Below are 12,596 nucleotides of genomic sequence, written 5' to 3'. Positions count from 1 at the left end.
GGAAGGGCCCGCAGGCTGGCCAAGGACTGGGAGAAATCCATCCAGAGTTCAACAGCATGGACCCTCATCGCCCATATCCGTATTCTCATGCGGCGGTTGGCAAGGCTTTGCGATCAATGACGAACTTTTGAATCGGGCTCTAAGGCGGGAAATAGGGAGTGGGTTCGTAGCGCAAAATGTGGTTCGCGCGCTATCGCTGCACTGCATTCCGGAGCGGAAAACTCATGATCCGTCGTCGCGATGTACTGATGCTGGCCGCCGGACAATTGGGCTTGAAAGGAATAGGGCAGACTGGCCGTTCGGCTGCGCCCAATATACATGCCGACAAAAATAGGCGCGCATCGACGTGCGGCTCCCGTGACTTCGGGATGTGCGTGAGGTAAGCTTTGTTTATACGGTTAGGAAATCGAACTCAGAATGGTTGATCTTTCCAATATAGAAGTCGCGACCTGTATTCGGTGTGATGCGATCAACTACAAGACTGATTCACACAGTCATGATCAACATGCAATGATGTTACTGCCGGTAAGCAGCACTATGACTGTCAATGACGAGCATTACGGCATGCGCCGACTATTGGAGCGAGATTATTTCTATTACGTTGAGGCGGGATTGCCCCATGACACCTGGGCAAATCGTAGCTATCAGGAACATATCGCGGTCTATCTGAATCGTGATTGGCAGAGTGTTGATTTCCATTGAGAACTGACCCGGTATTTCCACCGAGATTTGACCCGCCTTTCAGTTATGTTTCGGGTCTGGTGTGGTGGTCAAGTTCCTGTTTTTCTCCTTTGTGGGTTTGGCCTCGTGCGCCGAGCTGTTCTTGAATCGGAAGCTGTCGTTTCCGGTTTCGAGGATGTGGCAGTGATGGGTGAGCCGATCGAGCAGCGCAGTCGTCATCTTGGCGTCGCCAAACACGCTGGCCCATTCGCTGAAGCTGAGGTTGGTGGTGATGATGACGCTGGTGCGCTCATAGAGCTTGCTCAGCAGATGGAAGAGCAAAGCCCCGCCTGATGCACTGAACGGCAGATAGCCAAGCTCATCAAGGATCACGAGATCGGAATGCATCAAGCGATTGGCAATCTGACCTGACCGACCTTGTGCCTTCTCCTGCTCAAGTGCGTTGACAAGTTCGACCGTTGAGAAGAAGCGGACGCGCTTGTGGTGATGCTCTATTGCCTGCACGCCGATTGCCGTGGCGATGTGGGTTTTGCCTGTGCCAGGGCCGCCGACCAGCACGATGTTGTTGGCCTTGTCGAGGAAGTCGCATTGATGAAGCTGGCGCACGAGCGCCTCATTGATCTCGCTGCTCATGAAGTCAAAGCCATTCAGATCACGATAGGCTGGAAAGCGTGCGGTCTTGAGCTGATAGGCTGTTGATCTGACCTCCCGCTCTGCCGTCTCGGCCTTGAGCAGTTGCGACAGGACGGGACTGTCAGAAATTTCGTGTGCGGCAGGACGGTTGACCATCAGGCCGTCATGGCTCTGATGAAACGTTCGCCGAAGAGCACAGCAAATTGCGCCTTTGCCATGTTCCACTCACGCGGCGGCATTTTCCACTCTTTCTCTGATCGGTTCAAGATCAGATACAACAGTTTTGTGGCCGCTTCATCATTGGGGAAATGCCCCCTGGCCCTTACCGCCCGGCGGAGCTTGGAATTCAGGGCCTCTATGGAATTGGTAGTATAGACGATCCGCCTGACTTCGTCGGGAAAGGCAAAAAATGGAATGACCTCGGGCCATGCCCGACGCCAGCTCTGGCCAATTGCCGGATAGCGCTGACCCCAAAAGCTGGCTTCGAAGGCCGTCAGCGCCTCCTCGGCGGCTGCGGCATCAACGGCGCGGTAGATGGCTTTCAGGGCCGTTCCGAGCGCTTTGCGATCTTTCCACGCCACAAAATCCATCGAATTGCGCAGCAAGTGGACTATGCATGTCTGGACCATGGCTTCCGGGAAGACGGCGGTGATAGCGTCCGGAAAACCCTTTAGGCCATCAACGACGGCCAGCATGATATCCTCAACACCACGGTTGCGCAGTTCATTCATAACGCGGAGCCAGAACTTGGCACCCTCATTCTGCTCCAACCACAGCCCCAGCACCACCTTGGTGCCATCCGCCATGACGCCCAAGGCAATATGAATCGCCTTGTTGCGAACCATGCCTTCGTCGCGGATCTTGACCCGGATCGCATCGAAGAAAACCAGCGGATAGGCTGGGTCCAGCGGGCGTTGCTGCCAGGCAGCGACCTCCTCCAGCACGGCATCCGTGATAGTACTGATCAGATCGGGGGAGGTGTCGATACCGTACAGATCGCGCAGGTGCCCGGTGATCTCACGGGTGCTCATGCCGCGCGCGTACATGGAGATGATCTTGTCGTCGAAACCGGGAAAGCGGCGCTGATATTTGGCGATCAACTGGGGATCGAAACTCCCCGCCCGATCGCGCGGCACCTCGATCTCGATCCTCCCGCTGTCGGTGGTTACCGTCTTGCGACCATAGCCGTTCCGGCTGTTGGGGCCTTGCTCCTCTCGCCCCAGATGATGATCCATCTCCGCGTTGAGCGCCCGCTCCGCAAAAGCCTTCTTCAGAGAATCAAGCAAGCCGCCCTGGCTAAGCGCCGCTGCCGCGTCAGTGCCGGCCAGTAACTGGTCGAGAAGATCGTTAGGTATCGAGGGTTCTTTGCGTCGTGACATACTGGGTCTCCTTGTTGCCCATTATGCCCTGCCGCACACGAAATTCCTGACAGTTGCGACAGGACCGGAATGGCGGCCTCAAAAGCCGGCGATCCCTGTTCTGTCAGCTCACCGACAGCCTGTGCCATACCGTGCATCTTCAGGCTACGCAGCATGATGACGATTGCGCCGCTGGCAGGATTATGACGCATGGCGCACCTCCGTAGCCTTCCGCAGGGTGTCGTAGCGTTCGACATTGGCCCTGGGCTCATTGGCGAGCGCCAATGCCTGCGGTGCATCGATGGAAGGCGGCGTGAAGGATTTGCCATCGACGAGACGGTGGAGAAGATTCAGAACATGTGTCTTGGTCGGAACTCCGGACTTCAACGCCATCTCGACGGCGCAGAGTACGGCCTGTTCGTCATGCTGAAGCACAAGCGCCAGGATATCGACCATCTCGCGATCACCACCCGGCTTCTTGAGCAGGTGCTCCTGCAGTGTCCTGAAGGCTTCGGGAAGCTCAGTGAATGGTGCGCCATTGCGAAGAGCGCCAGGTTTACGCTGGACCACCGCCAAATAATGCCGCCAGTCGTAGACTGTCTGTCCTGGCCGATCATGAGATCGATTGATGATACGTCGGTGTTCGCAGACGATCAGACCTTCCGCGGCGACAACGACACGGTCTGGATAGACCCGAAGACTGACTGGCCGATTGGCGAAGGATGCCGGAACGCTGTAGCGGTTGCGTTCCAGATGCACCAGGCAGGTTGGGGTCACCCGCTTGGTGTATTCGACAAAGCCATCGAACGGTCGGGACGCCGGCATGAGAGCCTGCACTTCCTCAGCCCAGATATCGGCAATGGTGCCGCGCATTTTGCCATGCGAGGTCTGTTGCCAAAACTCTTTGCAACGAAGCTCCAGCCAATCGTTCAAGGCTTCCAGTGACGGAAAGCGCGGGACCGGTTGAAAGAATCGATGACGAGCATCCTGAACGTTCTTCTCGACCTGCCCCTTCTCCCAGCCAGACGCCGGATTGCAGAACTCAGGTTCGTAGAGATAGTGGCTGGCCATCGCCATGAAGCGGACGTTGACATCGCGTTCCTTGCCGCGGCCAACCTTGTCGATCGCTGTGCGCATATTGTCGTAGATGCCGCGCCCTGGCACACCGCCCAAAACGCGGAAGGCATGGTTGTGGGCGTCAAACAGCATCTCGTGCGTCTGCAGGAGATAGGCCCGGACGATGAAGGCGCGGCTGTAGCTTAGCTTCGTATGAGCCACCTGCAGCTTGGTCCGCTCGTTGCCTATGATCGCCCAGTCTTCCGACCAGTCGAACTGGAAGGCTTCACCCGGATCGAACGCCAATGGCACGAATGTCCCGCGCCCTGTCGTCTGAAGTTCTCTCTGCAAATCCGCCTTCCACTCCCGAGCGAAGGCCGCCACACGATTGTACGAACCGTCATAGCCGAGGCTCACCAGATCGGCATGCAACTGCTTCATTGTGCGTTTCTGCTTGCGGTTCTTCTTGGCTTCCGTCCGCAGCCAGGCTGACAATCGGTCAGCAAAAGGGTCAAGTTTGCTCGCTCGCTCGGGAACCTTGAACTTCGGTTCCACGCCGTCCACACGCAGATATTTGCGAATGGTATTCCGGGACAGGCCGGTTCTGCGGCAAATCTCCCGGATCGATAACTGTTCTCGAAAATGCCAGCGTCGGATCACGCTCAATAATGCCATGTCGATCACTCCGTAACCCCCGCTGAAAACACGCAGGGTAAGGTTCAAACATGGGTCAATTCTCGATGGAAATATCCTGTGCTACCGGGTCAGTTCTCAATGGAAATCAACACTGTGTGATTTCTGCTTGGCGCCTTGCCGAAAAGAGGGCGAACACAATGACCTTGTGCATCGGCATGGCCTGCGGGACCTTCTTGCGGCGATCGGCGAAGTGCGCCAGGAGTTTGTCGAGTTCTTCCAGCGTTGGCCGTCGGTCGCGTTGAACAGAGCGCGAAATGATGCCCATCCGGCGGGCGACCAAAATCGCGTCTCGCATCTCGCGGTCATCCAATCTGTAGTCCCACATCGGCCGCGCGATTGCAAAGATGGCGGCGAGGTGGCTGGCGTAGTTGCCGACCGTCTGAGGCTGACTGGTCAGCGATTGCAGGAACTCGATGATATCCTTCGACTTGATGGTGGAGCAGGGCATGTCGGCGATGGGGTAATTCTTGATCGCTCTGAGAACCTGAGCTTTTGTCCGGCCAATCTCTTTCAAGGACTCTTCAGTGTACCGGTCGATGGCTTTTGCCAGCGGCGGGTCAGCCGCCTTGTATTCGGCGATCACGCCTGGCTTCGCGAGCTCGCGCTCGCGCTTCTTGACCCACGACGTGGCGGTCGGCCGCCTGTCAAATGTTTCCGTCTCGTGATAGGTGAAACCATCACGCATGACCCGCACCCGCGCCAGATAGGCAACGCTGCCGTCCTTGCGCTTGCGCGCGGTTATGGTGCCCATGGCGGATTCCTCGTTTGGTACACGCGATTTCATTTGGTACATTGTACCAAATCAGGTGTCAAAATCGACGAATTTGGTACTTGAACGAAGGAAACGAGACAAGAGCGATTGAGAACAATAGGGCTTAAGTAGTGGAAAAAGAAAGGAAATCGCAGATTGGCGTATCTCGGCGTTTCGCCATTGCACCGATGATCGACTGGACGGACAGGCATTGCCGGTTCTTTCACCGGCAATTGTCGCGCCGCGCTTTGCTTTATACAGAGATGGTGGTGGCCGACGGGATCATTCATGGGGACCGAGAGCGCCTGCTTGGGTTTGACGAGGCCGAGCATCCGGTGGCGCTGCAACTGGGCGGGTCGGACCCGGACAAGCTGGCTGAGGCGGTGCGCGCCGGCAACGGCTTTGGTTATGATGAAATCAATCTCAATGTCGGTTGTCCTTCCGACCGGGTTCAATCAGGTGCGTTCGGCGCCTGTCTGATGCGCGAACCGGAACTGGTCGGAGCTTGCGTGGCGGCGATGAAATCGGTTTCGGATGTGCCGGTCACGGTCAAATGCCGCATCGGCGTTGACGATCAGGATCCGGAGATTGCACTGCCGGCCCTCGCGCGCGCGGTGAGTGACGCCGGCGCTGACGCTATCTGGGTGCATGCCCGCAAGGCCTGGCTGGATGGTTTGTCGCCCAAGGAAAACCGGGATATTCCACCGCTGGACTATGATCGCGTGTATCGTCTCAAACGCGAATTTCCAAATGTTTTCATTGGTATAAACGGCGGAATTGGTAACCTGAATCAGGCGCTGGAACACTTGAATCACGTTGATGGCGTCATGCTGGGCCGGGCCGCCTATCACAATGCGGCGTTGCTCGCCGATGTTGACCGGAAGCTTTTCGGCCTGGATGTGCCAGAGACCGACTGGAATGCGGTTTGCACGACGATGATGGACTATGCAGAGAACCATCTGGCCTCCGGCGGGCGGCTCGGGCATGTCACCCGTCATATGGTCGGATTGTTTCAGGGGGTTCGTGGGGCGCGCCGTTACCGGCAAATCCTGTCAGCCGATGCGGCCCGTCCCGGCGCAGGGCCCGAGGTGATTGCGGCGGCATTCGCCGAGATCGATTTTGTCGATCTCGGCGCGGCCGCCTGAGCGCGTCATGTCGCAACCAGCTTGCACTCACCGGGGCGGATCATGACGGCACTTCGCTCCTATCCGATCATCGGCGCGGTGATTGCCCAACTGGTCGCAGGCGCGGTCCTGATCGCGATCAGACTGGTCTTTGCCGGCGTGATCGATGCGGCGTTGTTGTTCTGGGCGGGGTTGGCGATCCAATGCGTGGCCGCGGCGATGGTGACCAGGATGCTCGGATTGCCGGTCTGGTGGGTCTGGATCGGTTTGGGCTTCCCGGTCGCGCTGGCGCTGGGGCTTAACGCGGGGGAGATGCCCGCCTGGCCGTTCGGCGCAGCCTTTGTTCTGCTCTATCTGTTCTTTTCCAACACGGCGCGCGAGCGGGTGCCGCTTTATCTCAGCAACAGTCAGACCGCCGAGGCGCTCGTGTCGTTGATGCGGCAACGCGGAGCTATCCGCTTTACCGATCTTGGCTCGGGCCTTGGCGGTGTGGTGCGGCGGCTTGACGGTGACGGCCGTGTCGCGCGGGGTGTCGAATCGGCGCCAATGGTCTGGCTGATCTCGCTGCTTCTGTCGAAAATCAGTGCTCGCGGCCGGATCTCGCGGCAGGATATCTGGGCTGCCGACATTGCCGGCGAGGATATTGTCTATGCGTTTTTGTCGCCCGAACCGATGCCGGCGCTCTACCAGAAAGCCAGGCGCGAAATGAAGCCGGGCAGCCTGCTGGTGTCCAACAGTTTCGCCGTTGCCGATGTCGCGGCAGACGAGGTCTGGGAATTGCCTGACCGGCGCAACACCAGATTGTTCCTCTACGAGATGAAGGGCTGAGCTGCGGCTGCCTGAAATCCCACTCCGGCAATCCTACTCGGGCGGCAGCGGTGTCGGCTTGTTGGCGGCGTCGAGCGCCACCATGACAAACAGCGCATTGGTCACCTTGTCCATCTTGGGTGACAGGTAGCGTTGCGCCCAGGCCTCGACCAGAAGCGTCATCGAGGTGCGGCCGACCTTGACGATGTCGGTGTAGATGCACAGCGTGTCGCCGATCTTGACCGGCATGGCGAAGGACATTTCGTTGACGGCGGCGGTGACAACGCGTCCCTTTGCGCGTTCCGCGGCGCGGATGCCGCAGGCCAGATCCATCTGGGCCATCACCCATCCGCCGAAAATGTCGCCCGCGGCATTGGCGTCCGCCGGCATGGCCAGCGTTCGCAATGTCAGTTCACCGGTTGGTTTGACCATGATCAGCTCCTCGTTGGCGGGTAGATGTATCGGGGTGGACCGATGTTTTAAAGCCCATCACATCGGGAAACCCGAGGAATTTGACAGCCGGGGTGGATGAAGCTCTCGCGTCAGGTTGCCGTCAAAGCCTTCTGGAGTCGAAGGCGAGGGTGAGGGTGAGGGCGATTCTGGCCGCGTTCGCCGCAATATTGCCCCAGTCGTTAACGCGCAACATCAGGCTTCCTTTACACTTGGATGCGATATTGATCCCTGAATTTTGTGTTTGATCGGAGCAATCCATGTTGTTTTGCGTAGCTGGATACGATCGCATCCGGTCGCTTCCTGTAGGCCTGACGCTGACGGCGTCTCTTTTTGTTGCCGGCTGTTCCGGCGACATGTCGCCTCCGGGTGACCTGCTGGCAATCGAACCGTCCGCCCCTGTCATTCGCAGTGAGCCGGCAGCCCCCATGATGGCGAGCAGGCAGGCAGAGCCGGTGATGTTCAGCGAGACTGCGTCGTCTCTCTTGCCCAACGGCCCTGATGCGCCGCTGCAGAATGTTCTGGCCTATCCGGTGGCCGATGGAGTGGATACGACGCAGATGACCTCGGCGCTGCCTGAGGGAAATGTCAGGCAGCCGGTCGTCACCGGAATTGGCACCGACAATCCCAGCCTTGCTTCAACATCGGGGTATCAAGGCGCCGGCGGCGAGATCGCCGGTCAGGCCTCGACGTCGAAGACCACCGATCTTGAGGACAGGCCGACTCTGCTTGCCGGTCTCCTGCCCAGATTGACAAACCCGATGAGCAAACCCAAATGGGCCGGCGGATTGCCGGCTGCGGAAAAGGCCTGCCGGCAGCGTTTGAAGCGGCAAGGGGTCACGTTCCGGGATATTCCGGCGATCGGCAACGGTACGAGCTGTTCAATTCCGTACCCGGTGGAAGTGACAAAGCTTTCGGGTGGGATCGAAATCAAGCCTGCGGCCAAACTCAACTGTCAGATCACCGACGCATTCGCCAAATGGGTGAAGAAGGAACTCGCCCCTGCCGCACGGGTTCGCTACCTGTCGGGCGTGCGTTCGATCAACCAGTTGTCGTCCTATTCCTGCCGCACAATGAATTCCAAACGCGGCGCGCCGATGTCCGAGCATTCCAAGGGCAACGCCATTGATGTGGGCAAGATCACCCTGGACAGCGGACGCGCCATTCTGGTCAGGCAACCGGGGTTGTTTTCATTCCGGGAGAAAAGCCTGCTCAACACGATCCGGGCCGACAGCTGCAAGTATTTCAGCACCGTTCTCGGGCCTGGCAGCGACGTGCACCACAAGGATCATTTCCATTTTGATCTCAGGACCCGCAAGACCGGCTATCGTCATTGCGACTGATCAGAAGAACACGGCCGGACGAAGCCGCCTTCAAGCCGGAGTCCGGCGGATTGGGGGCTGAATGGATCCAGTCTGGCTCCTCAACCCGTGCGGCCTCGCCGGGGTTGTGAGCCGCTCGGGGGAGCCGATGCGCTTGATTTGATTGCCGCATGGCAAAAACAATGCTTGAAAAATGTCTCGGTTTGATGGCGTTTGCGGCGTGCGGCAAACATCGTCGCGGAACAATTCCGGTTGTCGTCCGGACGAGCCTATGAGGGAACGAGCCAATGCCGCCTGCAGGAGAACTGATCTGGTTTGCGGCAGCGCTTGCCGGCGCGGGGGTTGTCGCGGGCGTGCTCGCCGGGCTGTTCGGCATCGGTGGCGGCGCCATTCTGGTGCCGGTGTTTTATCAGGTCTTCGGGCTGCTTCACGTTGATGAGGCGGTGCGGATGCATCTTTCGGTGGGAACATCGCTGGCCGTCATCGTGCCGACGTCGATCCGGTCCTTCATGGCGCACAAGAAGAGGGGGGCTGTGGACCTTGAGCTGTTGCGCAGCTGGATCCTGCCGGTGCCGCTTGGCGTGATTGCCGCTTCGCTGATTGCGGCTTACGTGTCCAGCAGCGGATTGCGCGCGATTTTTGCGGTGATCGCGGTTCTTGTGGGGCTGCGGATGCTGTTCAACAAGGTAACCTGGCGGCTGGGCACCGATCTTCCGCGCAATCCCGTGAGGGCCGCGGTTGGCGGCGTGATCGGACTTTTGTCTGCGTTGATGGGGATCGGCGGTGGCGTTCTCAACAATACATTCATGACGCTTTATGGCAGGCCGGTGCATCAGGCGGTGGCGACATCAGCAGGGGTCGGCGTGCTGATTTCGATCCCCGGCCTGTTCGGCTATCTGTGGGCCGGATGGGGGGCTGAAGGCCTGCCGCCATTCTCGACTGGCTACATCAACTGGGTGGCGGTGGCCCTGATCATCCCGATCACGCTTCTGGTGGCGCCGCTCGGCGTCCGTCTCGCGCATGCGCTTGACAAGCGTCATCTGGAGATCGGCTTCGGGGTATTCATTCTGTCTGTTGCAGCACGGTTTTTCTACAGCCTGATTTGACAACCGGCTCAGCAGCATGGCAGTCGCGCCGGGCATGGGCGAATTGCTACGAACTGCGCAACTGCATGAATGTCGCCACGGTGTCAAAATTGATCGACGTGCTTCCATTGAAAATCGAAAGGACCGGATCTTCGGCGCCGTTTTCGACATCATAAAGTGCGAGGAAACGCCGGATCAGCGTGTCGACCTTTTCTGGATCTACCAGATCGTCGATATCCAGATATCGCTCAAACAGTGCCTTCTGTACGTCGATGTCGCTGTTGACGGTCTCATCAGAGATCGAAAACGTCGTGCGCACGAACTGGGCCAGGGCATCGTCGGCGAGAATTTCATAGGTACTGGTCAGGGTCGGCGCCATCCGCTCGAAATAGAGTGCGAGGCGGGCGCCAACGCTCTCTTCTCCTGCGTCCTCTTCAACAATTTGTGTAAGGTACAGGTGCTGTGTCTCGACCAGCCCACGGACATTCTGAACCGAATTGCTGGCGGTCGACTGGATGACGCCGTCAGTATCAAAATTGAATGATCCGGCCAGTTTCCGATAACTGACATCGTTCTGCAAATTCGCAAAGCTCTCCGGATCATCCAGATCGGAGGTCAGAATTGCCCTGAGAGTTTCGGTTGTCATTTCGTCCGGGTCCAGTCCCTCGGCCCGGAGCAGGACATTGGTCAGGCGCGAATCAGCGAGAATATCATCAACGGTTTCCAGTGTTTGCAACTGGGTCCGATAGTACGACACTTCTGTTTCAGCCGCTTCCTTGTTTGAATCGCTCTTGTCCAGCCTTGTCACGGCTGAATAGTAGGCGGTTCCAATTCGCGTGATTTCGCTCTCGGACTGGGCATAACGCGGTGCGCTGATGCTGCCATCCTCGGCGAAGTTGAAGGCTTTCGCCAACTGCACGAAACGATCGTCTTTCATCTTGTTGACATAGCTGTCGGGATCGTAGGGATCGCTGGTAAATATCTGTTTGAGCTTGAAGGTGGAAACCTCGTCGGGAGATATGTTGAAGGCTTTCAGCGCGAAATTCCGGATTGTGACCGCAGCAGATTCACCCGACAGAAAATCATCCAGATCGGTGGTAAGGCCAATGTAAAGCTTGTACTTTGCGATTGCCGCCGCATCCGCTTCGTCATCCGCATCATTGTATCTGTCGATGTAACCGGCCGTTGTCGTGAAGAGTTGGTCCGCATCCTGAATGTCTTTGCCGGGCGTAATGCTGCCGTCGCTTTCGAAGTTGAATGCCTTGGCCAGCGCAATCATTTCGTCGCTTTTCGAATAGATCTCACCTGACAGGTCGGATGTGTCCTGTTGCAGCGCCCATCTGACGTCGGCTTTGCTGGTGGTCAGCGGTACGCCGTAGGCCGTCAGTAGTATTGTGCTCAGACGGGCGTCACTGAGCAGGTCGTCGATAGATGTGATCGTGGATATCGTGTCTTCGTAATATTGTTTGTTGAGCAGCGCTCCTGTGGTGGTCAGCCTTGGCTGCGACAGGACGTAGGATTCGGTGACCAGTTTCAGTTGAGCCGTGTTCATCGGCTCGACGCCGACATCCAGGGAGCCATCCGCATTGAAATTGAAGGATGCGGCGAGGTTGTAGTAGTTGTCGGCTTTCTCGATGGCCTTGGTGTACTGGGTGATCAGGTAGTTCAATTTATCGCGCTGGGCGCTGGTTTTCGACGGGTCCGCCAGTTGCGTGTTGAGATCGTCGATCTGCGTGCTCCATTCGACAACCTGCGGGGCAAGCACGGCGTTCACGTAGCTGTTCGGATCAGCCACATTGCTGGTGATGACGCTCCTTATCGTGTCGTAGTCATATGTATCCGGATCTATACCGAAGGTCGTGAAAACATAGTCCCGCGCGCGCTCATTCTTGAACAGGTCGTCGACCTCGGTGAACGTCCCGGAAACCGCGGTGAAATAGTCTGTTTCCTGCTTTAGAACAGCATCATTGTCTTCAATGGTTTGCTCATAGGTGCCGATCAGCTCGTCAATCTGGCTGGTGGTCTGGACAATCTCGCTCGTCACAGTGCCGCCAAAATCATAGGCAGCGGCCAGCGCCTTGTATTTGGTGTCCGAAAGCAGGTTGGCAAAACTGGAGGTGTCGGTCAGGTCGCTTTCCAGCACCTTGCGGATGAAGGCTTTCGCATAAGCCATTTCCTCGAGCCCGTAAGCTTTCATCGCATAGGCATAGACGCGGTCATTGTCGAGAAATTCATCGATGCTCGTGATCGATCCGATGGTGTCGCTGTAATATTGCGCTTCACGGCTGACAATCGAATCCGCAGCGGCGCGACTCAAGGTCTCGTTTATGTCCTTGGTGTAGAATGTGTAGGTTTGATAGCTGGAAATCATGGTGCGGCCAGAGGTTACGGGTCGAAGCAGGGCATCCTGAACATGACGAACAGTCAGATAGAGCCGATTTGACGCTACCGGTGCTTGCTTGTCTGAAGCTGTCGATACCTTCTCAGAGCCCGATCTGAAAGTTATTGAGTGATATCAGTGGGATGTGATTCCGTCGGATTGTCAAAGATTCGATGGAGGCCACTATGTCCTGGACTGATATCACCCGCGCTGAGCATAACCGCAAATCCGACCGCTATCCAACCGATTTGAC

The 12,596-nt window shown here is 57.5% G+C and carries 10 protein-coding genes and 3 pseudogenes; 6 read left to right on the top strand and 7 right to left on the bottom strand.

Going from position 1 to position 12,596, the window contains the following annotated elements; all coding sequences use genetic code 11:
• Together ABJN75_RS00065 and ABJN75_RS00060 are read left to right on the top strand one after the other, a co-directional pair.
• Nucleotides 1-120, top strand: a pseudogene (locus ABJN75_RS00065) (IS5/IS1182 family transposase); the annotation flags it as partial.
• Nucleotides 121-417: 297 nt separating this feature from the next.
• The gene (locus tag ABJN75_RS00060) at nucleotides 418-702 is read left to right on the top strand and encodes a hypothetical protein (RefSeq protein ID WP_348435629.1); all 285 of its coding nucleotides are present in this window, start codon (nucleotides 418-420) and stop codon (nucleotides 700-702) included.
• A gap of 39 nt (nucleotides 703-741) precedes the next feature.
• Here the strand turns inward: ABJN75_RS00060 and istB are convergent.
• The 5 genes and pseudogenes from istB to ABJN75_RS00035 form a co-directional block, all read right to left on the bottom strand.
• Nucleotides 742-1,431, bottom strand: a pseudogene (gene istB, locus ABJN75_RS00055) (IS21-like element helper ATPase IstB); the annotation flags it as partial.
• A 38-nt stretch (nucleotides 1,432-1,469) separates the two neighbouring features.
• On the bottom strand, nucleotides 1,470-2,693 hold the full coding sequence (locus ABJN75_RS00050) for an IS256 family transposase (protein ID WP_348435628.1): 1,224 nt from the start codon (nucleotides 2,691-2,693) through the stop codon (nucleotides 1,470-1,472).
• 50 nt (nucleotides 2,694-2,743) lie between these two features.
• A pseudogene (locus tag ABJN75_RS00045) lies at nucleotides 2,744-2,884 on the bottom strand (ATP-binding protein); the annotation flags it as partial.
• Nucleotides 2,874-4,403 carry an IS21 family transposase gene (istA, locus tag ABJN75_RS00040; RefSeq protein ID WP_348435626.1) on the bottom strand — a complete coding sequence of 510 codons (1,530 nt, stop codon included), beginning with the start codon at nucleotides 4,401-4,403 and terminating at the stop codon, nucleotides 2,874-2,876. The pseudogene ABJN75_RS00045 and the gene istA, both read right to left, overlap by 11 nt.
• Before the next feature lie 106 nt (nucleotides 4,404-4,509).
• Nucleotides 4,510-5,175 (bottom strand): hypothetical protein, encoded by a 666-nt coding sequence (locus ABJN75_RS00035; protein ID WP_348435624.1) that lies wholly within the window; start codon nucleotides 5,173-5,175, stop codon nucleotides 4,510-4,512.
• Nucleotides 5,176-5,306: 131 nt separating this feature from the next.
• On the opposite strand from ABJN75_RS00035, the gene dusA reads away from it, so the two are divergent.
• On the top strand, nucleotides 5,307-6,320 hold the full coding sequence (gene dusA / locus ABJN75_RS00030; RefSeq protein WP_348435622.1) for a tRNA dihydrouridine(20/20a) synthase DusA: 1,014 nt from the start codon (nucleotides 5,307-5,309) through the stop codon (nucleotides 6,318-6,320).
• Nucleotides 6,321-6,362: 42 nt separating this feature from the next.
• The gene (locus ABJN75_RS00025; protein ID WP_348435620.1) at nucleotides 6,363-7,127 is read left to right on the top strand and encodes a hypothetical protein; all 765 of its coding nucleotides are present in this window, start codon (nucleotides 6,363-6,365) and stop codon (nucleotides 7,125-7,127) included.
• A 33-nt stretch (nucleotides 7,128-7,160) separates the two neighbouring features.
• Here ABJN75_RS00025 and ABJN75_RS00020 read toward each other — a convergent pair whose 3' ends face one another.
• The gene (locus tag ABJN75_RS00020; RefSeq protein WP_348435618.1) at nucleotides 7,161-7,538 is read right to left on the bottom strand and encodes an acyl-CoA thioesterase; all 378 of its coding nucleotides are present in this window, start codon (nucleotides 7,536-7,538) and stop codon (nucleotides 7,161-7,163) included.
• A 278-nt stretch (nucleotides 7,539-7,816) separates the two neighbouring features.
• Between ABJN75_RS00020 and ABJN75_RS00015 the strand changes: the two genes are divergently transcribed.
• Both ABJN75_RS00015 and ABJN75_RS00010 read left to right on the top strand, forming a co-directional pair.
• Nucleotides 7,817-8,899 (top strand): extensin family protein, encoded by a 1,083-nt coding sequence (locus ABJN75_RS00015; RefSeq protein ID WP_348435616.1) that lies wholly within the window; start codon nucleotides 7,817-7,819, stop codon nucleotides 8,897-8,899.
• A 266-nt stretch (nucleotides 8,900-9,165) separates the two neighbouring features.
• Nucleotides 9,166-9,984, top strand: coding sequence for a sulfite exporter TauE/SafE family protein (locus ABJN75_RS00010; protein WP_348435614.1), 819 nt, complete (start codon nucleotides 9,166-9,168; stop codon nucleotides 9,982-9,984).
• A gap of 46 nt (nucleotides 9,985-10,030) precedes the next feature.
• On the opposite strand, the gene ABJN75_RS00005 is transcribed toward ABJN75_RS00010, so the two are convergent.
• Complete coding sequence (locus ABJN75_RS00005; protein ID WP_348435612.1) at nucleotides 10,031-12,334, bottom strand: DUF1217 domain-containing protein; 2,304 nt, start codon at nucleotides 12,332-12,334, stop codon at nucleotides 10,031-10,033.
• Nucleotides 12,335-12,596 lie beyond the last annotated feature (262 nt).

Origin of the sequence: Hoeflea sp. (assembly GCF_039975035.1) — a bacterium.
GTDB lineage: Bacteria > Pseudomonadota > Alphaproteobacteria > Rhizobiales > Rhizobiaceae > Hoeflea.
The sequence above is the reverse complement of the archived record's forward strand: the minus strand, read 5'-3'. Positions and strand labels throughout refer to the sequence as shown.